The sequence below is a fragment of the Paenibacillus sp. FSL R7-0272 genome, assembly GCF_037969905.1.
In the GTDB taxonomy this organism is placed as follows: Bacteria; Bacillota; Bacilli; order Paenibacillales; family Paenibacillaceae; genus Paenibacillus; species Paenibacillus polysaccharolyticus.
On record NZ_CP150221.1, the window covers coordinates 2,106,645 to 2,131,766 of the forward strand.

A 25,122-nucleotide genomic window follows, 5' to 3' on the forward strand; every position below is an offset into this window, starting at 1 on the left:
GGAAAAAGATAAGGAGAAGCACGGAGCAGACCGGTAGTGTACCGGCCGCCCCATGCTCCTCTGTGTAACGTATTACGATGCAGATAATTATTGGTATTGACCTGCCAATTGCTGTTCTGCAATTGTTACCAGACGCTTCGTGATGTATCCACCGATCGAACCGTTCTCGTAAGAAGTCATGTTACCTTGGTACCCATCTTGTGGGATGCTGATTCCGAGTTCTTGAGCTACTTCATATTTCATTTGCTCCAGGGCTGCGGAAGCTTTAGTTACAACCAAGTTGTTGGAGTTACCGTTGCTTTGTGCCATTGCTGTTCACCTCCTCGCGGGTTGGTAAAAGTATTATGTGTCGCGAATGCGATTTTCATTACAAAATATGCTCAGGGAATATGTGGTAAAAAGTAAAAGTGGGAAGTGATCTAAGTTGAAATGTCCTTATTGTGGTTATTTAGGTACCAAAGTGTTGGACTCCAGACCAGCGAATGAATCGAAATCCATCCGCCGCCGTCGTGAATGCGAGCAGTGCGCGAGAAGGTTCACAACCTTTGAAATGATTGAAGAAACACCGTTGATCGTCATTAAGAAGGACGGCAGCCGGGAAGAGTTCAGCCGTGACAAAATTCTCCGTGGTTTGATCCGTGCGTGTGAGAAGCGTCCGGTCTCTGTAGAAACGCTGGAGATGATGGTATCTGAAGTGGAGAAGTCACTGCGTAACACAGCTGAAGCTGAAGTGGAGAGCCGCCAGATCGGCGAGCTGTTAATGGAGCAGCTGTTTCCGGTTGATGAAGTGGCGTATGTGCGATTTGCTTCGGTATACCGCCAGTTCAAAGACATTAACATGTTCATGAAAGAACTGAAATCACTGCTGTCCAAAGAAGATCTGGAGGACTAATGTAGTGGGGGAAAAGGAGAAGAGCAATCCGGAGCTGCATCTGGTATATGCCATGCCGTGTGTGCCCGTAACATGAATGTTCTTCTCCATAGATTTCGGTGTTTCAGAAGGGTATTGACAGTCCAGAAGGGATTTTATATGATATAGAAGTCGCCTGTAAAATGAGTTTTTAGCAGTGCTGGACAAGATGTAACTTCATATCCTGGGGCCTTAGCTCAGCTGGGAGAGCGCATCGCTGGCAGCGATGAGGTCAGGGGTTCGATCCCCCTAGGCTCCATAAGAGTGTGTGACGAGAAACGGCAGAAATGCCGTTTTTTTGTTTTTGTGAAAATCAATTGACGCATGTGGAATTTCTAATATGATGATATGGGGGGGAGGGTTATGTTATGCCAAAAAAAGATAATATGTTAGCCATCCTATGGATGTTGAACTCGGGAGAGAAGTTAACTGCAAAGCAAATATCTGAAAAGTTAGAAGTCAATATAAGAACCGTTTATCGGTACATTGATGCACTATGTTCTAGTGGAGTGCCCATCATATCCGACGCAGGTCATCATGGTGGATATAGTCTGCTGAATCATTTTATCAGATCACCGCTGCTGTTTGATATGGAAGAAAAGAAGACACTCCTGCATGCTGCTGTTTTTGCAAAAGAAGCCGGATATCCATTGACTGAGACATTAGAGAATGCGACAGCCAAGTTGAAAATGTATTCGAATGAGCAACAGGAGAGCGCACTAAACCAACAATTATCTGGATTTGAAGTGATAAACCGCATGGTCAGCCCTTCGAGTCAGCTCGTATTAGCGGATTTAGAGCATGCTGTAGAACAGGGAATATCTGTAGAGATAGATTACCGTACAAACCATGAAGAGAAGCCAAAGAACAGGATGATAGATCCTTATGGGATCGTTTACTGGAACAATAAATGGTATACAATTGCATTTTGCCACCGAAGAAATGAAATACGAAGTTTCCGGGTAGATCGGATTTTAATAATCAAGCGTACTCAACTAATCTTTACGCGTCCTGAAGCTTTTTCTAGCCGTGACTTTTTTATGAAAAACCTGTTACCTGATCTTGTGGGGAAGGAAGGGTTAATTTCTTTAAGGATCGAAGGCAGGCCGGATGCGTTAGACGAACTAAGCATGCATTGGTTTTTAGGCCATCATCTGCAAGAGCGAACATCTAATCAAGCCATCTTTTTATTTGAGGAAAAATCCATTCATAATTCTGTCCCTTATTTTCTTCTATCCTATGGTGTATCCATTCGAATCATCGAACCCCAGAGTGTGAAAGACAGGCTTGTTGCTATTGCAGCAGAGTTAATGGAATATTATCAACAATAATAGCTTCACTGACAGCGGATGTCAGTGAAGCTATTTTATAATGAAATAGTCAGTGATTATCGATGGATTGTAGTCCTTGATAGATAAGAAAAGGGGAGAAATTCAAAATGAAAAACACAGTATATCTTTATGTTTTTGACAGCATGTCCGATTGGGAGATAGGTTATTTGACTGCTGAGCTAAACTCAGGAAGATACTTTAGAAAGGGACTGGCTCCAGTACAAATCGTTACTGTTGGGCTCGAAAAGACTCCGGTAATTACAATGGGGGGGTTGAAAATAACACCTGATATTACAGTGGATGAGTGCAACATTACAAGCGTAGATGCATTGATTTTACCTGGGGGAAACACATGGACAGAGGATATTCACAGGCCCATATTAAAATTTGCCGAGATGTGTTTACAGGAAGGGATCGTAGTTGGAGCGATTTGCGGAGCTTCCATAGGACTTGCTCAAGCAGGCATGTTAGATTCCCGCTCGCATACAAGCAATGATCTGGCGTATCTTAAAATGATTTGTCCGTCTTACACAGGCGAAGAATATTACAAATTGGACGTTGCTGTTACGGATGGAAAACTGATCACCGCTTCCGGAGTAGCTCCACTTGAATTTTCTGTTCATGTTTTAGGAGCGCTAGATGTATTTTCTCCAGAAACATTAGACGCATGGTATCGTCTTAATAAAACTCATGAACCTCAATATTTCTACGCGTTAATGAATTCAATCCAATGACCGCTCCCGTTCAAGAGAAACGCCATCACTTCAATGTGATGGCGTTTTTTGATGGATTGCTCCGTAAGTCTGTCTTCTTATCGGAAGTGAAAGAAAAGACGTTTTCTAAAATGGTCCTCTACAATGGAGGACTTTAGGTATGTTGCTTAGCCAGAAGGAGCGTATCATCCTGTACGCGCTTTCAATTATGCAAGTGTTCGATGAACCTTACAAAGAGAGTAGCTGCTTCAGAGCGGGTAGCAGTGGCTTTAGGAGCAAAGAGATTGTCCGAATTGCCTAATACAACACCGTTGCTCCGCATCACCTTAACGGCCTCCAATGCCCATGAGCTCATCTCATTCTCGTCGGTGAAGGACTTAGACTGGCTTTCAGGTATTTGATAGCCCTTGTACTGCATGTAGTTGTAAAGGATCACTAACATCTGCTCGCGAGTCATCGGAGAATTAGGATCAAACAGATTGGCGTTTAAACCGTTGACTATGCCTTTTTCTGCCGCCCACTCGACTGCCGCCGTGTACCATTGTCCGTCCGTCACGTCGCTATAGCGGGAACTCGCAGAGTCGGTTTGTTTTACGTTCTCCAGATTGGCTAGTACCTGCACGAACATTGCACGTGTCATTCCGGTGCTGGGTGAGAACGATGAAGAAGTCGTGCCGTTGAAAAGGTTGTATGTGTAAGCGGAATTTACGTTACTGTAGAACCAGTCATCCATGGTGGTATCCCTAAAAGGATTGCCCGATCGCACGAGGAAGCCCAATGAGGTGGCATCATTAAATGTAAGCACCGTAGCCTCACGAATGTTTAGTGACAAGCCGTTGTTTAAGTCGACTTTTGCTCCGTCCGGTCCAATCAATATCGTACCGTCGCCCCGTATCTTTGATCCTTCATGGATATGCAATTGATTGTCATTTGGCAGGTTCACGTTGGCTACTTTGCCACCCACAGTGACCGTACCGTCGTTCTCGATTGTCGATCCACCAGAAATGGTCACTGTGCCTTTGCTGCTAGGTAGCGTCACTTGGGCAATCTTGTCCGCCGGAATAGTCACCTTACCGTTAGAGTCTATCGTTGTACCCTCTGGTACCGTGATCTCGATCTCGCCTTTGGTTGAAATCTTGCCGCCACCGGGCAGGGTGGTAATTCCATTTTTGTCCGTGACAGCGGGTTTATCCTTCGGTGTAGTCAGGGTGTAGTTCGAATTTGATATTCCGTTATCTGTCCCGGTGCCCGTACTGTCGGAGTTGCTTGTGTTACCAATGTTGCTTGTATTACCGGTGTTGCCCGTGTTGCCAGTATTACCGGAAGTTCCACCAGAACCAGGCACGGTAGGAGTTGTCGCCGCTGTTGGCATGGCCGTCACACTGATCTCTGCTCCATCGCCCTTCGCGTTCAACGCGATGATCTTGAAGCTGTAGCTTTGGCCGTTTGTCAGGTTATTGAAGGTATATTTGGTCTCCGCCGCATCCAATGTGACTGGCGGTACGTTGCCATACCATACCTTATAGCCTAATATCGCGCTACCACCGTTGTCAGCAGGAGCAGACCAGCTCAAGGTGACCCGTCCGTCACCTACTGTCGCCTTGAGTCCACTCGGCGCACCGGGCGCAGCCGGTTTTCTTTGTGCGAACATCCAATCAAAGACATCTGTGTAGTCATTGTTCCAGGCCGGCAAGTTAGAGGATTGTGCCGTGGGAGCTATACTCCAAGTTCCCATCGTTATCTCGTTGTAGAGAACAGCCGCTTCAACTTCATGCGCTATATAATCCGCCAGAACAGGTGTGTTGGCAGGATTAGGTCTCAGATTCGGCTGATCAAATTGATTGTAAGGCCACGTAAGTACCTCATTACTCTCAAAGCGTGAAGCCCTTGCGTTAATCATTTTTGGCATATTGTTATTGATGAAGTTATTGAGGTTAGTCTGGTAGCCACCAACGTTATGAGCATTCAAAAACATCCAATAGGCCAAGTTATTGTGTGCCTCATTGGAGTTAGCGTTCGGTGAACCGCTTACCGGGGCCATCGGTGCGGCAGCAGCGAAGAAGCCGGGATAGCTGTTCACTAAGTTGTTCGTATACTGTCCGCCCCAGGAGAAGCCTGCTGCATAAACACGGTTAGGATCTACTTCGCCGCTAGCGATCAAGGCGTCAATGACCTTTTTAACATTCTGTGTGGAGGGAACAGAAACGCCATTATAGGAAATATTCAGGATGTGGCTGGCGTATTTTTCGGGATTCTGTGCCATTTTTTTCATTAGAGCGACGGAGCCGTTGGCAGATTTCATGGCCGCTTTTTGGTCTGCCGCAGCGTTTGTGCCGCCGCGTGACATGCCGTGGGTGTACACATATAGCGGCAATCCTTTCATCACGTTACCGTCTTCATCCTTATGAAGGTAGAGCGAGCGATTGACCGAATTATCCGTGAAGGTTGTGAACTTATCAAGGATGGCATTCACAACTTTTTCTTGCTCAAAAACCACGTTGTGAAGTGCATTCCCCTCTGTCAGCACGATCTCACCCTTTGGGCTGAGGGTGTAAACCTGCTTTGTTGAGTTACTGCTGCCGTCCAGTGTTGTATTACCGCCGCTTTCTGAATAAAACTCAGACTCAACGACGATGTAACGCCCGCTCGCCAGTCCGTCCTGATAATCTGGTGAATTGCTAACCGGCCCCACATAGCCCCGTACCTTCGGTTCATCATTAGCATATACCCTTGTGATCTTGCGTGGTCCTTCTAAGGTAACCGCTTCACCATTCAGGGTGGTGTTCCTAACCGATAAGGCGAACAAGTCCGGATTAAGCGCGGAGCCTAACGCCGCCTTTCCCTCGCCTAAATCAATGATAACAGCCGTTGTGTACTCGCCACTGGCAAAGTTGTCATTCCATACGATAAAGGGAAGTACCCCTGCGTCCGGATCGTTCTTGAATGTCACATGAATGGTATGGTTAGCCTCAATATTCGAAAAGGTATAAGAGCCAGAAGATAGAGTCACAATCTCGCCATCTACCGTTACCGTATCCACAACTTTACCGGAATCGGGGGTAAACGTTATTTCTTTGTTAGAGCCCCGATCTACTCTCAGCACATCGCCGGGTGGGTTCGACATAATTGAGCCGCCCGGTCCGGCAGTGGCGGTAATGGATAATCTGGTGTCTAATTCATTAGCTGGGATGAGCTGCAGGCTGTCTATAAACGAATCAGAGCTGGTATAAGCCGCGTCGGGCACTCCAAAAGAGGAAACGACTTCATAGCGGTCACCGCCGTTTTCCGTTGAGTTATTGATGTAGACCTCAAAGGTAAGCTTTCCCTCCTGTAAGGTCAAGTTTCTTTTGGGTATTCTCATCTCCACGATATATCCAGTTTCCGTAATCTGGGTCCATGCAGCTCTGCCAGGAGCGGCCTGCCCCGAAAACACACCCGTCGCGCTGACACGCCATTGATTAGAGCCACTGGTTCCAGTACCAACATAAAACTCCAGGCTGTCGTACCGGTGATCTCCGCCAGCTCCCTGATATAGATTACTGTCATTCACAACTACGCGGGCATACAGGTAGTCGTGATCCCAGAGGATTCTGGCTGTGCCCGTGGCATGGGGTCTTGGGTCGGTGGGCACCGTGCTTTTGTTGATGTGATGTTCCATGGTTTGGCTCCAGAGTGGGTCGTTTGACCCGAGTTCGGGAGTGCCAAAAATGGCGGCCTTTGTTTCATTTGTTACTGCTGAGCTTTCAATGTTGTCACTGTCGGCAGCGTAGCTCGTAGGCATTAGCGAGGCCACCATTACCAAGCAACAAAGGAACGCGAGCATTTTTCTAAATCGTTTTGGCATAGATGCAATCCTCCTTATTTTTTGATCCGGTGCGCTCATGGTTTACTCGCATCCGTATTTGGAAGCGTTATCAAGTTTACAAGCGCCCAACTATATATATTATGTTTATCTAGAGTTAAATCCTTTATTTTCAATGTAGAGTATATATTGGAATAAAAACGATTGATTCGAGGAATAGGGACAATGCTTCAATCCACATCAAATTTCAAATTGAAATAAAAAAGTCCACGTTATTAACATGATAGTACATTGAATTGAAATATCGGAACACGTAATATGAAAAAATGTAAGCGTATTCATTTTGGGGTGGTTCTCTAGTTTCTTGAGTGAAGGGGTCTTGGTTTGAAAGCGAGCTATGGTTTTGTGTGCTTCTGAATATTCAATGAGGGGAAGAATGCTATGCGAAAGCGAATGACAAACATCACTTTGGTTTTACTGTTGACCTTCAGTAGCTGTTTTAGTTTTGGTATGTCATTTAACAATCAGGCTTCAGCTGACCCAATTACACCAACGATGTTGGCGCATTATCCATTGCTCGAGGATGTATTGGATACATCAGGTAATGGCAAGAATGGAGCGGCTGTAGGCAATATCACGTATGCCGATGGTCTTACTCTGCCTGGAGGGACCGATAGTACTACGAACTACGTGCAACTTCCTACGGGTTTGTTTGATCATCAAGAAAATTTAACGATTTCTGTATGGATCAAGAGTAACACTGGACGTGGTAACTATGCAGCATTATTTTACGGTACGCCAGCGGCTGAAAATAAGTTGCCAACGAATTACTGGCTGTTTAATCCATCCAATCCAAGTGGTGATTTTAAGTCGGTAGTTACAGATTCCAACAATGTTGACCAGCCTTGGACGACGGAGGTAGGCGTATCAGGCCCTTCTACTTCACAGTATGAAGGTCAATGGGTTCACTATACAACGGTCATCACAGAAGACTCTATTACAGGTTACATTAACGGAGTAAGTATAGGCACCGTCTCCAAAGAGAAAACAACAGCAAGCTTTGGTACGGATTTGCAAGCTTACATCGGTCGCTCCAATTATTTAGGGGATGCTACTTTTGCGGGTAGCTTTCAAGATTTGAGAATTTACGGAGAGGCATTAAGTAGTGATGATATCGCTGGAGTATATCAACAATCACTCGATGAAAAGCAAGTTCAACAAAGCAAAAAAGAGCTGACGTTAGGTGACCTATCTGCCGTTACCGAATCTCTTGAACTTCCTTCTGTCAATAAATATGGCGCATCGATAGTATGGACTTCCAGTGATGAAAGTGCAATTAGCCCAACGGGGAAAGTGTTTTTACTAGAAATGGAGCAACAAGTGACGTTAACGGCAACCATTTCTTTAGGTGGGAGCCAAGCAACGAAGGAGTTTATCGTCACCTTGTTACCTAAGGACGCCTCTATTGAACAAGTTACTGTTAAAGGTGTATCGCTCAATGAATCTGCACTTCGTTTATCAGTAGGGGACAGCGAGACACTCGTGGCTACAATTTCACCTGCAAATGCAACCAATAAAAAAGTTACCTGGACATCGAGTGATTCCAGTGTAGCGAATGTCGATTCGGCGGGTAACGTTACAGCGGTTAGTGAAGGGACAGCCACCATTACGGTACAAACGAAAGATGGAGATTTTACAGCTGTATCCGCTATTAACGTTCAAGCCAAGTCGCAAAATGATGATCTGATTCTTCATTACAACATGAAAACCACTGCAGAAGTAGATGGTCAACTCGTACTGAAGGATGTCGCCAACAAACAAGTTACATTTGATGGAATATTTAAAAATGTAAATAATGGACAATTCATTTCTAACCGTGAGGTTGGTTTTATTTCCTTCAATGGCGGAAGCTCTACATCGAATAGTGGATATGTTGAGGTTCCTAAGGGCTCAAATGGAAGGGATCTATTGCAAGGTCTGAATGAGATTACCGTATCTTCCATCGTGAACTGGACGAATGATGGTACGAATCGCTGGATCTTCGGTTTGGGTACGGTGTTAACTCCAGAAACGAACAAATATTTTTTCGTAACCCCACGTCACGGTAGCGGATCAGGCAATATGATGGCTACAGGTATATCCAAAAATGGCTGGCCGAACGAAGCATTAGTCACAGGCAACGCAAACTCCAATCTGATCGCTGGACAGTGGAAGCATGTAACGGTGTCCTTCTCCGAAGCCAGCAACACGATCACATTATTTGTGGATGGAGTCAAGGTTGCTTCAGGTAATGCGAAGGGACTCAAGCTGTCAGACATCATTAATCCAGATTCTACGTTCTCTGGATTTATCGGCAAGTCCATCTTCGCGAACGATCCATATCTTCAAGGAAGCATAGCTGATCTCCGAGTATATGACCGTGCGTTGACGGAGCAAGAAATGGGCGAGTTATATCAACAAGAAGCCGTAACTCACATCTCGAAAATACGTCAGCTTACTGTTGATGATGCAGCGAATCAACTTAGCATGGATCGTTACTTGGACGAGGCAGATCAGAGTGTGGATAAAATAACGAAAAATGTTACCTTACCGACAAGCGGTAAAAACGGCGTAAGTATCACCTGGAGTTCCAGTCAGCCTGCAGTTATTTCTAACAGTGGCACTGTACAACGTCCAAATGCTCAAGCAAGTGATGTTCAAGCGGAGCTTACGGCTACTTTAATGTATCAAGGCGTATCTACATCGGCTGTATTCCCTGTTACGATCTTAAAGCAATTCGATGACCAGCAGAAGGTCGATCTGGATGCTGAACAATTAGAGATCTACAATGCAGACAATGTCAAAGGAAATTTGCGTCTTGTGACTAAGGGTGAACAAGGCTCCACCATTACGTGGACGTCTAGCAGACCTACCGTTGTTAAAGGCACGGCTGAATCGGCTAGTAATGCTACACAGCTAGGGTGGGTAAGCCGCCAAGCTACGGAGGTACCCGTTAAGTTAACAGCCACAATTACAAATGGCTCAGCTTCTAAAGAGCGTACGTTTGATCTTACCGTTAAAAAAGCAGCTGCGCCAGTACAGCTTGATGCGTACTTCTTTGCGTACTTTACAGGTGAATATGAGGGTGGTGAAGAGATTTCCTTCGCTACGGCTGAAGATCCACTGTACTGGAAAGCGTTGAACAATGGGAAGTCGATCCTTCAATCGAATATGGGTGAAAAGGGACTTCGTGATCCATTCGTTATTCGTTCAGCAGAAGGTGATAAATTCTATATGCTGGCAACCGATTTGAAAGTGGGTGAAAGTACGAATTTCGACCAGGCTCAAATTACGGGCAGCCATTACATGATGATCTGGGAGTCGGAGGATCTCGTGAACTGGAGCGAGCAACGAATGGTCAAGGTTGCTCCCAAAACAGGAGGAAATACGTGGGCGCCAGAAGCGATCTATGATCCTGCAACTGGAGAGTATATCGTATTTTGGGCATCATCGATGAAAAATACAGAGACATACGGTGATTATAACGGGAGACCGGCAGGTCAGTATAATGTGATGTATTATGCAACAACACGAGATTTCTATAACTTTTCAGAGCCAAAGGTCATGATTGATGAGTCACTTCCAACCATTGATACGACGTTTATTGAGCATAATGATATGTTGTATCGATTTACCAAATCAGAAGTCAATACCAAAGTGTATGTGGAGAAAGCACCAAATTTCTACTATGACAAGGACGGTATTGCAGCTAATGGCCTTCAATACGACGCTGTTCCGGGTACACGTGATAACAAACTTGGCTTGATCGGAAAAAATGGAAACAACGAAGGACAAACCATATTTAAGGATATTCATCAAGACAAGTGGTATCTGTTCCTGGATTCATGGCCTTATCATGTACGATATACAACAGATCTGGATAGTAGCACGCAATATATTAACAATGTATTAAGCAGTGATCAATATGCACTTCCGCCAGGACCAAGGCACGGAACAGTGATCCCAATCTCACGTGCGGAGTATAATGCTTTGCAAGAGAAATATGCTTTGAAGGGACCCGCACCATCAACAGACCCGGTTGTACATTACTCATTCGATGCAAATACAGTGAATGGTACAACGTTGAACGACATTTCGGGGAACGGCCATCACGCAACACTGGTAGGTGGAGCAACGATTAATGAAGAGGATCACATCGGTAAAAAGGGCGCTTCGCTAGAGCTTAATGGGTCTACAGGATATGTGAAACTGCCAGATAACCTGATTCAATCTTTGAATCTGGAGAAGGCTACGTTCTCTACATGGGTTCAAATGGACAAAAATCAAGCCAATCAGAGAATATTTGATTTTGCTTCCGAAACAGGTAGACAGGTTAACCGCAACACCATGTACTTGAGTACTCAAGGGGATACAGGTAGTCTAGAGTTCGCTGTCGTAACCCCTTTTACAGAAAAATTTAGCAATGACAGCACGAAACTCGGATCAGATTATAAATATGCAGTGCGAAATACTGGACTATTACCAACGAAGACTTGGCAACATGTTGCCGTTACTATGGATGAATTTGAAGCAGTACTGTATGTGAATGGGAAAGAGGTTAAACGTAGCTCGACATTTAATGTTGAACCGAGAATGTTACTGCAAACAACGATGAATTACATTGGTAGATCCAGAAATAATTCTGATCGTTTGTTTGATGGTAAATTGGATGACTTCCGTATTTATAATCGTGCATTATCTGGTCAAGAGATTGCAGCATTAGCAGATGAAGACGTTACTCCCCCAGTAGAGCAGCCATCCGGGGCTGAGCTCATTCTGCACTACGATATGAGTGATATCGATCGTGGGACTGCGACGGTTATTGATCAAACAGGTAACTTCAACGGAAAATGGATGAATCCGTCTAACGCAGAATGGATTCGTACAGAAGATGCTGGTGTGCTGAGCTTTAACGGGGGCAGGGCGGACTCCTATGTAGAGCTGCCACAAGGAGTTCTCGATGGATTAACGGATATCACCGTTTCATCGATTGTGAATTGGAGCGGTAAAAACGCTGCGGAGTGGTTGTACGCACTAGGAAGGCCAAATAATAATACGCACTATACGTATTTCACACCGCGCTATAATGCTAACGGGCTAGCCCGTTTAGGCATCGCGACGAATGCCTGGAATAATGAGTCTTCAACTTCTACCACGGGTTTAAAGAATAATGAATGGAAAGTAGTTACGACGGTTGTTTCAGGCAAGGAGGGTACACTAACCATTTATATTGATGGTATTGCTGTTGCATCAGGATCAACGAATGGAATGACGCTAGAACAAATAAAAAATACTTCTGGCAGCAGTGGAACCATCGGTAAGTCATTCTATACAGCTGATCCATACTTCGGCGGGTTGATTGCAGACTTCCAAATCTATGATGGTGCTATGACTGCGGCCGATATTACAATCCTTAAGGCTCGTGCGGATCAGAAGATTGCTTCAATGAAGGGCATGCTTGTATCGGCTGCGACAGAGAAATTAACAATTGATGAACTGCTTGCTTCGAATACATCCAAAGATGCGATTACAAGCAATGTAACCTTGCCAACATCAGGTGCTTATGGCACAACAATAAGCTGGACAACGGATAAGAGCAATGTGATCTCAACTACAGGTGTCGTGACTAGACCAGATAACGCAACTGGTGATCAAGTTGTAACGTTAACAGCGGTATTTACTGATGGTACAGAGACAACGAACAAAACCTTTACGATAATGGTTAAAGCATTGCCGAGCGATGCCAGTGCTGTAGATGAAGCAAAAGCGGCACTAATTGTTCATAACATTCAGGATGTAAGAGGTCATCTCTCCTTACCGGCATCTGGATTATATGGGACAACGATTACTTGGGCTTCCGCTCAACCAAATGTCGTGTCGATGACTGGGGAAGTGCAACGTCCTGCACATAGTCGTGGAGATGTAGACGTGAAGCTTACAGCTACGATTACATTAAACTCAGCATCCGCTACGAAGGAGTTTATCGCGAAGGTCAAGGAACTGCCTGCTGATGAAAAATATGCAGGATACTTCTTCACCTATTTCACTGGGGAAGGTACTTCAACAGGTGAGCAAGTTTATTTTGCACTAAGTAACGGTAATGATCCGTTAAACTGGCGAGAATTGAATGAGGGTAAACCTGTACTGACCTCTAACTTAGGAGAGAAGGGAGTACGTGACCCATTCATTATTCGTTCGCCTGAAGGCGACAAATTCTACATGATCGCCACCGATCTCAAAATCAACGGTAATGGTAACTGGGGCAGAGCACAGACATGGGGCAGTCGTTCCATTATGGTGTGGGAATCGAATGATCTCGTCAACTGGACAGATCAACGCATGGTAGAGGTTGCACCCGAAGAAGCGGGTAATACCTGGGCACCGGAAATCATGTACGACAAGACAACAGGTGAATATATCGTATTTTGGGCATCAAGAATGTTTGATGATGCATCCCATACCGGTAACGCTTATCAACAAATGATGTATAGCAAGACAAGAGATTTCTATACGTTTACTGAACCGAAAGTATACTTGGATTATGGATACTCCATCATTGATACAACAATGATTGAACATGATGGAAAAGTGTATCGTTTTACGAAGGATGAACGAGACAACGGTGCTACTGCTCCATTTGGCAAGATGATTTTCCAAGAGATGGGTGACTCGATCTTGGATCCAACCTTCAAGATGATTAATCAAGGTGTGGGTAACATGAAATGGGTTGAGGGGCCAACCATCTTCAAATCGAATACAGATGAAAAATGGTATTTATTCGTAGATGAGTTTGGTGGAAGAGGTTATATTCCATTCGAGACAACCAATCTTGCATCAGGCGATTGGACATTATCTTCGAACTACAACTTACCCTCTAGTCCGCGTCACGGAACGGTCATTCCGATTACACAAAGTGAGTATGATGCACTCAGTGGGAAGAGGGTACCCGTTAACGGAGTGAGCTTGGACAAAACGACATTGTCCATCGTAGAAGGTCAATCAGGGCAATTGACAGCTACGATCACACCGGCAAATGCAACGAAAAAGGAAGTAAGATGGCGCTCAAGTAATCCAGCAGTAGCCACTGTAAGTGCGACAGGTCGAGTAACAGCTGCGGCACCAGGAACAGCAAGCATTACAGTAACTACAGTAGATGGTGGTATATCATCCAGCGCTACAGTAACGGTGACACCACTGGTTGAACCGACTGCGCCAGGAGAAGTGACCGGAACAAGCGTAATAGCTGGTAATCAGAAGCTTACTTTGAAATGGAGTAATCCTGCAGAAAGCGATCTGGTCGCTATTAAGATTACAGGTCATGGAAATACAGAGTTTAAGACGGTAACGCTGAATCATGCGGCTAGCAGTTATGAAGTCACAGGACTTGCAAATGGCACGCGTTATGAATTCCGTATTACTACGATAAACGTAGCGGGGCAAGAATCCGCAGGGGTTGTGGTATCGGGAACACCACATGCACCAAGCAGTGGTAATGGAGATGGTGGCGGTAGTGGTAGTGTCGGTAACATCCCTGCACCTACAGTACCACCAGCTTCTACAGGTGGAAGTGAACAGGTGGTGATGGGCAACGGTCAGATAAACATTAAGCCAGTTGTTAATGAGAACGGTGCTTCTATAGTGAAGCTAAGTCCTGATACAGTGAAGCGTGCACTTGATCAAACGACCGGTGGTAAGCTACAGGTACAACTTGAAGGTGATCAAAGCTTGAACGAGCTAATCGTTGAATTAGCGGTAGATCCCCGCTTAACAAGTGCAACTTCTAAGGTAGGTCACATCGAAATTAACACAGGATCAGCAGTCGTAACGTTGGCTACCGAACGGCTTGGAACAGGAATAAGCGCAGGGAAAACGTTAGGATTGTCGATCAAGAAAATAGCTGCCAATCAACTGCCAGCTGGCACACAAGTTAGGATGAACGGTGAGATCGTATACGATCTCAAGTTAACGCTTGATGGTAAGAATCTTATGGCGTTTGATGGCCGAGATGATCTCGTGATTAGATTACCATATACACTTAAGGCTGCCGAAAATCCAAACAGCGTCATTGTATACGATGTGAAGGACAACGGAGATCTAAGAGTTGTTATGAATGGTAGATACAACGCAGGGACAGGTCAGGTAGAGTTCAAACCAACGGATCTAAGTAAGTATACGGTAGCGTATATTACAACGAGCTTTCAGGATGTGACCCAAAGCTGGGCGAAAGATGCGATCTCGGCATTGGCCGCAAGAGGAGCCGTAAAGGGTGTAAGCGATGGCGAGTTTAATCCGAAGGGTCAGGTGACAAGAGCAGAGTTCATCACCATGCTGATGAATGTGTTGGAGTTATCGGATGAGAGCGAGACGGCAAGTTTCAGTGATGTGAAACAAGGAGAATGGTACCATGGAAATATCGCATCCGCGCAGAAGCTGGGGATTGTGAACGGGAAACCAGATGGAAGTTTCGGAGTTCATGAGAAGATTACGCGTGAAGATATGGCCGTTATGGTATACAAGGCGATTCAATTAAAGCAACTAAAATTACCAGATCGTGAAGCTAGAGCTTTTAAGGATAAAGCAAACATCGCAAACTATGCGAAGCAAGCTGTAGAGACAATACAGGGAGCAGGCATCATAAACGGTGTAGGTAACGATGAGTTTGCGCCGAAGAAAACGGCTAACCGTGACGAAGCGGCAGTGATGATCTATAATTTATGGAGTTTGATGTAAGCTTGTTAAATATAGGGTATCTACGTGGAGTCAAGACGAAGCGGTTAGCCTACTAGGCTCCCAAATAAAAGGAACGCCATCACATTATGTGATGGCGTTTTTGATATAAAAATCGGGGAACTTAGAGTAGAGTACAAGTAACGGCGAGTTTTCATCCCTTATTCGGAGGTACGCGCTTTTTGCCTTGTTTCAATTAATGTGAATACTTCATCCATGTCGAGAGAAAACATATTGCTTTCATTTGTTACTGGCTGGAAGTAGAATTCAAGTTTTTCTTTGCCGAATTGGTTCTCCAGTTCTGTCCACTGTTCCTTAGATAATAAGAGATATGCTAAAGTGTCGTTGCCTAAAGACTCCATAAACCATCGAATCTGATATCGGTGAGCAATCATTTCCTGCATAGCCCGAATGGCACTGTCTCGATCAGTCCGATCATCAGCGAACGGAATTGTATGCTTTCGATCGTTTGAACTTAACACAATATCAACGCCTCTCGGCTTGTCGATGTCGATGATCTCACACTTGATTTGATCTGATTCCGGCAGTTGACCGTTGAAGTATTGGATAATGTCCCCCTCGTCTTCTCTCCAATCAATCCAGATTAATAGCTCGTGCTCAAAAAATTGTTCAACGACGTCTTCATCAGACGAATGTTGCAAGACATGGATAATTGGTTGCAGCGTACTCATGATCATCCCATCCCTTATTCGAAGTTTAGATATACTCTATATTATCTTATAGGATGGGCAGGTCAGAATAGGGCAACGGACACACTTCATTTCGGAGAGGGGACTATTTCTCATCATTTAATTCGATGCTATGCTAGTATGGAGTTATGTTTTTAGTTTTCTTAAGTATAGAAATAGGTCAATTATACATATGGAGGTAGTACAGTTTGAGTACTCACTATTATTTCAGTTGGTTTAGTGATTTTTTTCCAGAGAAACTGGTCGAACTATTGCAAGAGGATATCACAGATAGAAAATCACTTGTGATGATTAGCGCTGAGCCGTCTGATTATGAAGGAGAGCAAGTGAACTTTGAGGATATTACGGAATGGACCTGGTTAACTCAGGCTAACCTGATTTTTGATGAATATCACTTCATTGATTATCGTATGCAGAAAGAAGAGGCTCATCAGTTGATTCGGAACGCGTCTGTCATTTTTATGTGCGGAGGATATCCTGTTCAGCAGCATGAGTTTTTGGCGGAATATGAACTATCCGATATGATTAAGAACAGTAATGCCATTATCATCGGTGCAAGTGCAGGTGCATTAAATATGGCTGCAAAATGGATATCTTCGAGTGACGATACCCCTAAGGCTGAAACAACGACGATTTATGAGGGTTTGAGCTTTGATCATTTTGCCTATGAATCTCATTCTAGGCGCGACTATGGCGCTTTTGTTAAAAGATACCTGTTTCCACTATCTGAACAGATGAATGTTTATGCGGCAGAGCAGGAGAGTGCTATTCGTGTAAAAGACGGCAAAATGGATATCTTAGGCTCTGTATATTTAATTTCCGAATCTAAGATTCAGAAATTGATTGAAACACTCTGAGAATCGCCTGAACAATCTCCTCATTCATTAACTGGATAGTGGCTGGATTCTTCCCCGTAGACTTTCGCTGTAGGCCAGATTCCCATCTGTCGTGATGACGGCGGCTTCGATATGTTTCATTTGATTCACTTTATGAATAATGGAGGCCGCATCTAACCCGAATAATTCTGTCGTATAGATGTCACAGTCGAGTGATCTATCCGCAATAATGGTTAACGAAGCGACATTACTTTCAATGGGATAGCCTGTTTTGCTACTAAAGATATGATGGTACTGCTGTCCTTTCTTTTCTAAAACACGCTCGTATATGCCTGAGGTAACGACGGATTGCTCCCTGATACTGACGATTGCTGCTGCATTGCCTCTGGGTAAAAAGGGATTCTGTATTCCCACATTCCAGTGACTCGAACCCGAAGGGGAGTCCCCATGAACAAGCACATTTCCGCCCATATCGACCATAGCTGAGATTACTCCGTTTTTCTTGAAAAAGGCCATCACCTGATCGGCAAAATAACCTTTAGCGATGGCTCCCAGGTCGATCTCCATCCCCTTTTTTAATAAATGTACGGTCTGGTGCTCATCATTGAGCTGTATATGTTCAGGCTTTAAGAGCGCCAGTACCTTCTTAATCTCTGCATCCTCTGGCACCTGTGCCTCGCGGAAACCGATTCTCCACAATTTGATCAACGGGCCAATCGCAATATTTAAAAAAGAATCTTCCTCCAGGCTATGTTCTTTGCCTATCTTGATGAGATCATACAGCTCCCTGTCGACTTGAAGCGGTTGGGAGGCGGCTTCTTGCTTCAACATCGCGAGCTGTGAGTGATCACTGTTGGCGCTAAACACTTTCTCGTAACGGAACAGCATATTCTCTGCTTCCTGCGCGAACTCTTCTGCATCTTCCCCCTCGATAAATAGAGAAATCTTAGTTCCCATGAGAGGGATCATTTTCGTAAAAGTATTTATGCGGATCTCCTCCTACACTGCACATTGTTGTCCATGATTCAGAAATGTATGGATAAGGTCATGATCCACACTAGACAGCTTTCTTTCGCTATGATGTGCTATAAAATAGTCCAGACTCATCTTATCAATCGGGATCGGATAGATGTTGTATTCCGAAGCAGACTCGTCAATTTGGACACTTTCGGGAATGATCGTCAGGCCCATATTTTGTTTGGCAAGCTTCAACACTGTGTGAATTTCGTTGCTTTCCATCACGATGCTTGGTTGTATTTTGTGCACACTAAGTAATTGATCGATCTGTTTACGGACGGCAGAGCCTTTGGACGTTAAAACGAGCTGCTGACTCAGAATGGTAGCAATATCAAACCTACCCCCCGGGATGACGGCAACATTTCTTTGATACAGTTCACAGCCGCGCGGGATAACAGCCCGGTAGCTATGCTTGCCCCAACTAAATGCGTTTAGATTTGGAGAAATACTACTCGAATTTTGTCCAATCCAGAAGTCCAATTCAACATTTTGCAGCCGTTTTTCATTTTTTTCAGGCAGATCCTCTACCAGATTAATCTTATAAGCAGGATGAAGCTTTAAAAATGCAGGTAAAAAAAGGGGTATCAAATAAGAACCCAGGCTCGGCAGAATTCCGATTCGTAACACTTTGTTGCCGATATCCGATGCATAGGAAATTTCTTTCATGAGCTTGGCGTAGCTATGTTCGAGCGATGTTAAATACTGATAATAGATTTTTCCCTGTTCGGTTAATCGATATGGAAGCTTGTTGCGAGTGATCAGCTCACAATCCAACTGACTTTCGACTTTTTTGATGACCTTGGTCAGATAGGGCTGAGAAATATAAAGGGATTGGGCAGCTTTGCTAAAATTGCTGTGTTTCAAAAGGCTGTCGATGTAACACAAAATATCCTGTGATTCTAATTTAGACATGTCGCCCACCCTTTGTGAAAAAAATAACAAACTTTGAATTTGAGCTGATTATAACAAATTGGTTATCAAACTGCAATGAATAACTATTAGATCAATCTTCCATTCCTATGTTAGAGTTATGCCGAAAGATCGAGTCTGACTTTGACGAACATTATTTTCGAATGACAGAAAGGGGATTACCATGAATTATTTAGCTATCGTGGGTACCAATTCGGATGAATCAACGAACCGTACTCTGCTTCAATTTATGCAAAAGCATTTTGCAGATGAGGCTCAGATTGACTTGTTTGAAATTAAGGATCTACCTGCTTTTATTGAAAAAGATGAAATAGAAGATGCTGAAGTTGACATTCCAGAGAAGGTGCAGGACTTATTGGAGCAGATTTTTAACGCGAAGGGCGTCATTATTGCTACTCCGGAGTACGACCATGCGATCCCTGCTGTGTTGAAAAGTGCGCTGGAATGGGTCAGTTATACCACTCAAACCTTAAAAGACAAGCCGGTTCTGATCGTAGGTGCTTCCCACGGCTCGCTGGGTTCTTCCAGAGCGCAAGCACATCTCAGACAAATTCTGGATTCACCTGAGCTTGGCGCGAGATTAATGCCTAGCAGCGAGTTTCTTTTGGGAAAATCGCAGAGTGCATTTGATCACAGTGGCAGCCTGATTAGCGCAGAAAAAGTAGCGGAGCTTGAAGAAATTTTCAGGGAGTTTGTTTTGTTTACGGAGATCACGACGGAACTGTTGTCCAAAAGAACGTTGAAGCAAAAAACGAAAAAATTTTCCTGGCAAGAGTAGGAGGCTGACTACAATGAAAATCATAGCAATCGTGGGCACCAATGCAAAGAAATCGTATAATCGCAAGCTGCTTCAGTTCATGCAAAAACAATTTGAGTCCAGAGCAGCCATTGAGATTCTCGATATTACAGATGTGCCGATGTTTAATCAATCCGATAACCAGACGAACAGCGCCATTATACAATCGTTTAATGAGAAAATTATCGCAAGTGATGGCGTCATCATTGCAACTCCAGAATATAATCATTCCATCCCTTCATCCCTTAAGAGCCTGCTCGAATGGCTTAGCTTTGAAATCCATCCGCTGGCTGGGAAGCCCGTTATGATCATTGGAGCGTCACAGGGAACACAAGGTTCATCTCGTGCCCAGTTGCATCTTCGTCAAATTCTGGATGCACCGGGTGTTGAAGCTAATGTGATGCCAGGGTATGAGTTTTTGCTGGGGAGTGCACATAAAGCGTTTGACGAAGCAGGCAACCTGAATCATGAAGGAACGATTGATTTCTTGGAAGTATGTTTCCTGCGTTTCCTTCGTTTTGCCAAAATTTCTAATCAGTTGAATGAGGAAGAAGAGTTTACTTATAAACCGGGTGTGTATGAGGTCAATGCCATTGGTCACAGTGGGAATTTGCCGATGAAAGTGTCTTTTAGTGCAAACCGAATCGAGAGTATCGATATTGATGCAAAGGGGGAAACCGAGGGTATCGCCGATGTTGTTTTTGTGAGAATTCCGAATAAAATTATTGAAGGACAGACACTCAATGTGGATGCACTCTCCGGTGCTTCTGAAACGAGTAACGCGGTCATCAACGGTGTTGCCAAAGCAGTTAAGCTTGCCGGCGTGAATCCGGATATTCTCAAAAGACGTGCAAAACCTGCCAGCAGCCAGATGAAAGATGATGAGGAATATACTTGTGACGTGGTCGTTGTAGGGGGAGGTGGCGCGGGTTTAAGTGCTGCTGCAACAGCTTTACAACATGGCGCAAGTGCGATTGTTCTGGAGAAATATCCAGCCGTAGGGGGCAACACGATCCGTTCGGGTGGTCCTGTTAATGCAGCTGATCCTCTATGGCAACAACAGTTTAATGAAAATCCAGGTGAAAGACAGACTATTGAAAATTTATTAAGTACGGATGAGAGCTTAATTCATCCCGAATATATAGATGATTTCCAAGCTCTTAAAGAAGAGTTTACAGCATATCAGGAAAAGTTCGGAACACAAAAGGCTTATTTATTCGATTCCCCGCTACTTCACAGAATGCAAACGTATTTTGGGGGCAAACGAACGGATTTGAATGGCAATACGATCTATGGACAGTATGATTTGGTCAAAGTACTTACAGATCGTGCCCTGGAAAGTGTGCAATGGCTTGAAGATATCGGGGTCGAATATGATAAGAGCATCGTATTTGCTCCAGTGGGTGCCCTGTGGCGACGTGGTCATAAACCTGTAAAAAGTTATGGTTCTGCCTTTATCATCGCACTTAGCAAGTATGTAGAAGAAAATGGCGGTCAAATTATTACAGATAGTCCGGTTAAACAGCTCATCATCGAAGATGGAAAAATAGCAGGTGTTATTGCAACTGGAGTCAACGGACAGAAAATCACCGTTCATGCGAAAGCCGTTGTGCTTGCTAGTGGTGGTTTTGGTGCAAATACACAGATGCTCAAGGAATATAACACGTACTGGAGCCACATCGATGATGATATCAAAACGACGAATTCCTACGCGATGACAGGGGATGGAATATCGCTTGGCAAGAGTGCAGGCGCGGCATTAACAGGCATGGGTTTCACACAAATGATGCCTGTAGCCGATCCAGAGACTGGCGAACTGTTCAGTGGACTACAAGTACCACCTGAGAACTTTGTCATTGTTAACAAAAAAGGCGAGCGTTTCGTTAATGAATTTTCTGGACGGGATGTCTTGACTAAAGCGGCCATCGAACAGGGAAGTTTATTTTATCTAATCGCTGACGATGAGATTAAGAAAACCGCAGCGAATACCAGCCAGGAGAAGATAGATCGGCAAGTTGAAGCGGGGACTCTGTTTAAAGCGGATACGATTGAAGAACTGGCAGTGAAAGTGGGCATGGACCCTCAGGTACTCAGAACGACAATTGATAAGTATAACTCTTATGTGGATGCGGGCTTTGATCCCGAATTCCATAAGGATACGTTTAGTTTAAAAGTAGAGAAAGCGCCATTTTACGCTACGCCTAGAAAACCTGCCGTTCACCATACGATGGGTGGCATCAAGATTGATACGGAAACCCGTGTATTGAATGAAAACGGCCAGCCGATTGCCCATCTATATGCCGCTGGAGAAGTGGCAGGGGGGATTCACGCAGGCAACCGTTTGGGCGGTAATGCCCTGACAGACATCTTTACGTTTGGACGAATTGCGGGTAAAACGGCTGTTGAAGAAATGAATCTTGTGGGCAATGTGAAAATAGAACGCTAGAGGTATAAATCCATCCGTAAACCACTTCATTTTGAAGTGGTTTATTTGCTGTTTTTTCACGCTAAAAGAATAAAAAATCCGATTGGGGAAAATATATCCTTACATTGAATTTTGCTACTAGGCTGTACATTGAACGAATAAACTATTTTTCCTATTTAAGGAGCGTTCAGATGGTCGACGTTTTGGATTACCGAACGATGCCCTTCAGCACCGTGCTTTCGGAGAATGTGGACATTGTTCAAACGATATACAACCATTCCACAGATATCAAAACCAGAACATTTCCGCTTGCGGGCAGCAGAGAAGCGTTTATGTTGTTTATTGACGGAATGGTCAATGAATCGTTGCTGGATTTGCATGTTTTGGCCCCGCTCTTACAAGCCCGCACGGACAAATCTCAGATTGACTTCGCATACATAGGTTCTATTGTGACCACAAGTCAGCTCACCATCGTGACAAGCTTTGAGGATTTGTTAAACCATATCGCTAACGGTTGTGTCGCACTGCTTGTAGACCAACTGCCGTTTGGTATTGCCATTGGGGTAGCTGGTTGGCAGCAAAGGGGCATTGAGGAGCCAGCAGCAGAATCGATTATTCGCGGGCCAAGGGAAGGTTTTACAGAAACACTCAGTGTAAACACTTCGATGCTACGCCGCAAAATTAAAGACCCTTCTCTAAAATTAGATCCGTTTCAGGTTGGGCGATATACAAAAACGTCGGTGCTTGTTGCTCATATTGACGGCATTGCTAGCCATGCATTAGTTGAAGAGGTTCACACCCGCATCAAGAGGATTGATATTGACGGTGTGCTGGAAAGTGGTTATATCGAGGGATTGATCGAGGATCACCCCTATTCTCCGTTCCCGCAGATTCAGGTTACAGAGCGACCGGATGTAGTCAGCGCTTCTCTCCTTGAAGGAAAAATCGGAATTATGGTGGATGGTACACCATTCTGTCTCATTGCCCCAACGACTTTCTTTGCGATGTTACAATCACCGGAAGACTATTACCAACGTTATGTCATAAGCAGTTTCATTCGCTGGCTGCGATTTTTGTTCCTGATTATTTCGCTGGTGCTGCCTTCTCTTTACGTAGCCATTTTGACATTTCACCAGGAAATGGTGCCCACCTCATTGTTGCTTAGTATCGCGAAGTCACGGGAAGAGATTCCGTTTCCTGCGTTGATTGAAGCGTTGCTCATGGAGGTTTCCTTCGAGGCACTGCGAGAAGCTGGCGTACGTTTGCCCAAACAGGTCGGTTCCGCCGTCAGTATCGTTGGCGCGCTTGTTATTGGACAGGCAGCGACCTCTGCTGGTCTTGTTTCTTCCCCAATGGTTATGGTGGTTGCCATTACCGGTATCGCATCCTTTTTGCTGCCACAATATAGCGCGGGTATCGCTATTCGTCTGTTACGTTTTCCAATCATGTTTCTGTCAGGAATGTTTGGTCTGCTCGGTCTGATGCTTGGCGTCATCGCCATCATTATTCATCTATGTTCCTTACGCTCGCTCGGTGTTCCCTATCTGCAGCCCCTTGCGCCAATGAAGTGGAGTGAAATGCTCGACAGCTTCATGGTGTCGCCAATATGGGCTAATCTCAAGAGACCAAGTTTGACAGGGCGAAAAAATGCAATTCGGCAACCCTCCAATAACCGTCCGGATCAAGAGGATGAAGGAGCCTCGCCATGAAGCCGTGGCTGCGTTATTTTTGTCTAATGTTGGTTGTTCTGTTATTCTTTCCACTGCTGGCTGGATGTTGGGATCGTAAGGAGATCAATGATCTTGCGCTTGTAACGGGTGTAGCCATTGATAAGGCAAGTGACAACTTGATTGAAGTGAGTATTCAGATTTTTATCCCTCAAGGTTCAACTCAAAGCAGTCAGTCTGGGGGAGAAGCAACGGGTGGAAGTGGCACAACGTTTGTGCAATCCGCTCAAGGTGTCAATATAGCAGATGCCCTGGCCCAATTGCAGATGAAGTTTTCGCGCAAAATTTTCTGGGGGCATTCCGAAGTCTATTTATTTGGTGCAGAAAAGGTAGAGCAGGGCTTAAAGGATGATTTAGACTTCCTCATGCGGGATTCCGAGCCGCGCGAACGCGCGTTTACTTTTGTCACCAAGGGAAAGGCCAGAGAAGTATTAGAAAAACATTCGATTCTGGAACGAAATACGTCTGAAGTTTTGCGTGAGATGGCAGTAAACAAAACGAGCATCAACTCGTCGATGGCACATTTGATGGAGATGCTAGAGGATGAAAGTAAAGCGGCACTGCTGCCTTGGGTCGAGTTATTAAAAACTCCTGGCGAGGTTGATCCATCCAAAGGCATTGGTTACATTAACGGAACCGCCATTTTGCATAACGATAAGTTGGTTGGGGTAGCGGATAACCGGATTACTCGCGGCATTTTGTGGGCGGTGGATGAGATGAATAATGCGATTATTACAATTCGCCCCGAGCATTCGAAGGGAACCATATCGGTGCAACTGTTGAGAAATCGATCCAAGATTATACCGATGTACAAAAATGGAGAGTGGTCTATCAGAATTGATGTGAATTGCAAAAATCAGTTAATTCAGAACACAACAGAGACTAACATTGATCAGAGCATTGATAGCTTGGAGAATATTGAAAAACAGTTGGAGGAAAATATTGAAGAACGTATTCACCTGGCGATCCATGAAGCTAAAACCAAATATAAAGCGGATATCTTTAATTTTGCTGGTGCATTTCACCGTAAATATCCCGTTTTGTGGAAAAAAAACGAGAAGGATTGGGAAGCTATTTTTCCGGAAATCAACGTTACAGTAAACGCACAAGCGGATATTTTGCGTCCAGGCATGTTCAATACTCAACAGAAACAATAGGG

General features: G+C 44.5%; 14 protein-coding genes and 1 tRNA gene. 10 read left to right on the plus strand and 5 right to left on the minus strand.

Annotated elements, in window-relative coordinates; translation table 11 throughout:
- Positions 1–87: 87 nt before the first annotated feature.
- On the minus strand, positions 88–309 hold the full coding sequence (locus tag MKY23_RS09465; protein WP_017689472.1) for an alpha/beta-type small acid-soluble spore protein: 222 nt from the start codon (positions 307–309) through the stop codon (positions 88–90).
- 115 nt (positions 310–424) lie between these two features.
- Here MKY23_RS09465 and nrdR point away from each other — a divergent pair, with 115 nt between their 5' ends.
- The 4 genes from nrdR to MKY23_RS09485 all read left to right on the plus strand — a co-directional run bounded on the left by nrdR (position 425) and on the right by MKY23_RS09485 (position 2,975).
- Positions 425–892, plus strand: coding sequence for a transcriptional regulator NrdR (gene nrdR, locus MKY23_RS09470; protein WP_090920285.1), 468 nt, complete (start codon positions 425–427; stop codon positions 890–892).
- A 204-nt stretch (positions 893–1,096) separates the two neighbouring features.
- Positions 1,097–1,169 (plus strand) — tRNA-Ala (locus MKY23_RS09475).
- Positions 1,170–1,278: 109 nt separating this feature from the next.
- Positions 1,279–2,241, plus strand: a complete 963-nt coding sequence (locus MKY23_RS09480) for a YafY family protein (protein ID WP_339837478.1) — start codon at positions 1,279–1,281, stop codon at positions 2,239–2,241.
- Positions 2,242–2,348: 107 nt separating this feature from the next.
- Complete coding sequence (locus tag MKY23_RS09485; protein WP_154886718.1) at positions 2,349–2,975, plus strand: type 1 glutamine amidotransferase family protein; 627 nt, start codon at positions 2,349–2,351, stop codon at positions 2,973–2,975.
- 181 nt (positions 2,976–3,156) lie between these two features.
- Here MKY23_RS09485 and MKY23_RS09490 read toward each other — a convergent pair whose 3' ends face one another.
- Positions 3,157–6,798 carry an S-layer homology domain-containing protein gene (locus MKY23_RS09490; protein WP_154958171.1) on the minus strand — a complete coding sequence of 1,214 codons (3,642 nt, stop codon included), beginning with the start codon at positions 6,796–6,798 and terminating at the stop codon, positions 3,157–3,159.
- Positions 6,799–7,266: 468 nt separating this feature from the next.
- Here MKY23_RS09490 and MKY23_RS09495 point away from each other — a divergent pair, with 468 nt between their 5' ends.
- Complete coding sequence (locus MKY23_RS09495) at positions 7,267–15,525, plus strand: immunoglobulin-like domain-containing protein (protein ID WP_339837482.1); 8,259 nt, start codon at positions 7,267–7,269, stop codon at positions 15,523–15,525.
- 158 nt (positions 15,526–15,683) lie between these two features.
- Here MKY23_RS09495 and MKY23_RS09500 read toward each other — a convergent pair whose 3' ends face one another.
- Positions 15,684–16,214 (minus strand): hypothetical protein, encoded by a 531-nt coding sequence (locus MKY23_RS09500; RefSeq protein WP_339837485.1) that lies wholly within the window; start codon positions 16,212–16,214, stop codon positions 15,684–15,686.
- A gap of 206 nt (positions 16,215–16,420) precedes the next feature.
- On the opposite strand from MKY23_RS09500, the gene MKY23_RS09505 reads away from it, so the two are divergent.
- Positions 16,421–17,089, plus strand: a complete 669-nt coding sequence (locus tag MKY23_RS09505) for a Type 1 glutamine amidotransferase-like domain-containing protein (protein ID WP_339837488.1) — start codon at positions 16,421–16,423, stop codon at positions 17,087–17,089.
- Positions 17,090–17,116: 27 nt separating this feature from the next.
- On the opposite strand, the gene MKY23_RS09510 is transcribed toward MKY23_RS09505, so the two are convergent.
- On the minus strand, positions 17,117–18,025 hold the full coding sequence (locus tag MKY23_RS09510) for an FAD:protein FMN transferase (RefSeq protein ID WP_339837491.1): 909 nt from the start codon (positions 18,023–18,025) through the stop codon (positions 17,117–17,119).
- A 42-nt stretch (positions 18,026–18,067) separates the two neighbouring features.
- Complete coding sequence (locus tag MKY23_RS09515; RefSeq protein ID WP_339837494.1) at positions 18,068–18,997, minus strand: LysR family transcriptional regulator; 930 nt, start codon at positions 18,995–18,997, stop codon at positions 18,068–18,070.
- A 181-nt stretch (positions 18,998–19,178) separates the two neighbouring features.
- Between MKY23_RS09515 and MKY23_RS09520 the strand changes: the two genes are divergently transcribed.
- The 4 genes from MKY23_RS09520 (at position 19,179) to MKY23_RS09535 (ending at position 25,120) form a co-directional block, all read left to right on the plus strand.
- Positions 19,179–19,793, plus strand: coding sequence for an NADPH-dependent FMN reductase (locus tag MKY23_RS09520; protein ID WP_339837497.1), 615 nt, complete (start codon positions 19,179–19,181; stop codon positions 19,791–19,793).
- Positions 19,794–19,806: 13 nt separating this feature from the next.
- Entirely contained in the window at positions 19,807–22,257 is a 2,451-nt protein-coding gene (locus MKY23_RS09525; protein ID WP_154983058.1) for a flavocytochrome c, read from the plus strand.
- A 170-nt stretch (positions 22,258–22,427) separates the two neighbouring features.
- Entirely contained in the window at positions 22,428–23,945 is a 1,518-nt protein-coding gene (locus MKY23_RS09530) for a spore germination protein (RefSeq protein ID WP_339837502.1), read from the plus strand.
- Positions 23,942–25,120 carry a Ger(x)C family spore germination protein gene (locus MKY23_RS09535; RefSeq protein WP_339837505.1) on the plus strand — a complete coding sequence of 393 codons (1,179 nt, stop codon included), beginning with the start codon at positions 23,942–23,944 and terminating at the stop codon, positions 25,118–25,120. The genes MKY23_RS09530 and MKY23_RS09535 overlap by 4 nt, the downstream gene beginning before the upstream one ends.
- Positions 25,121–25,122 lie beyond the last annotated feature (2 nt).

Excerpts from the sequence above, each read along its gene's own strand:
- MKY23_RS09465 (WP_017689472.1), bottom strand. The coding sequence starts at position 309 with ATGGCACAAAGCAACGGTAACTCCAACAACTTGGTTGTAACTAAAGCT.
- MKY23_RS09480 (WP_339837478.1), top strand. The coding sequence starts at position 1,279 with ATGCCAAAAAAAGATAATATGTTAGCCATCCTATGGATGTTGAACTCG.
- MKY23_RS09485 (WP_154886718.1), top strand. The coding sequence starts at position 2,349 with ATGAAAAACACAGTATATCTTTATGTTTTTGACAGCATGTCCGATTGG.
- MKY23_RS09490 (WP_154958171.1), bottom strand. The coding sequence starts at position 6,798 with ATGCCAAAACGATTTAGAAAAATGCTCGCGTTCCTTTGTTGCTTGGTA.
- MKY23_RS09495 (WP_339837482.1), top strand. The coding sequence starts at position 7,267 with ATGTCATTTAACAATCAGGCTTCAGCTGACCCAATTACACCAACGATG.
- MKY23_RS09500 (WP_339837485.1), bottom strand. The coding sequence starts at position 16,214 with ATGAGTACGCTGCAACCAATTATCCATGTCTTGCAACATTCGTCTGAT.
- MKY23_RS09510 (WP_339837491.1), bottom strand. The coding sequence starts at position 18,025 with ATGGGAACTAAGATTTCTCTATTTATCGAGGGGGAAGATGCAGAAGAG.
- MKY23_RS09515 (WP_339837494.1), bottom strand. The coding sequence starts at position 18,997 with ATGTCTAAATTAGAATCACAGGATATTTTGTGTTACATCGACAGCCTT.
- MKY23_RS09520 (WP_339837497.1), top strand. The coding sequence starts at position 19,179 with ATGAATTATTTAGCTATCGTGGGTACCAATTCGGATGAATCAACGAAC.
- MKY23_RS09525 (WP_154983058.1), top strand. The coding sequence starts at position 19,807 with ATGAAAATCATAGCAATCGTGGGCACCAATGCAAAGAAATCGTATAAT.
- MKY23_RS09530 (WP_339837502.1), top strand. The coding sequence starts at position 22,428 with ATGGTCGACGTTTTGGATTACCGAACGATGCCCTTCAGCACCGTGCTT.
- MKY23_RS09535 (WP_339837505.1), top strand. The coding sequence starts at position 23,942 with ATGAAGCCGTGGCTGCGTTATTTTTGTCTAATGTTGGTTGTTCTGTTA.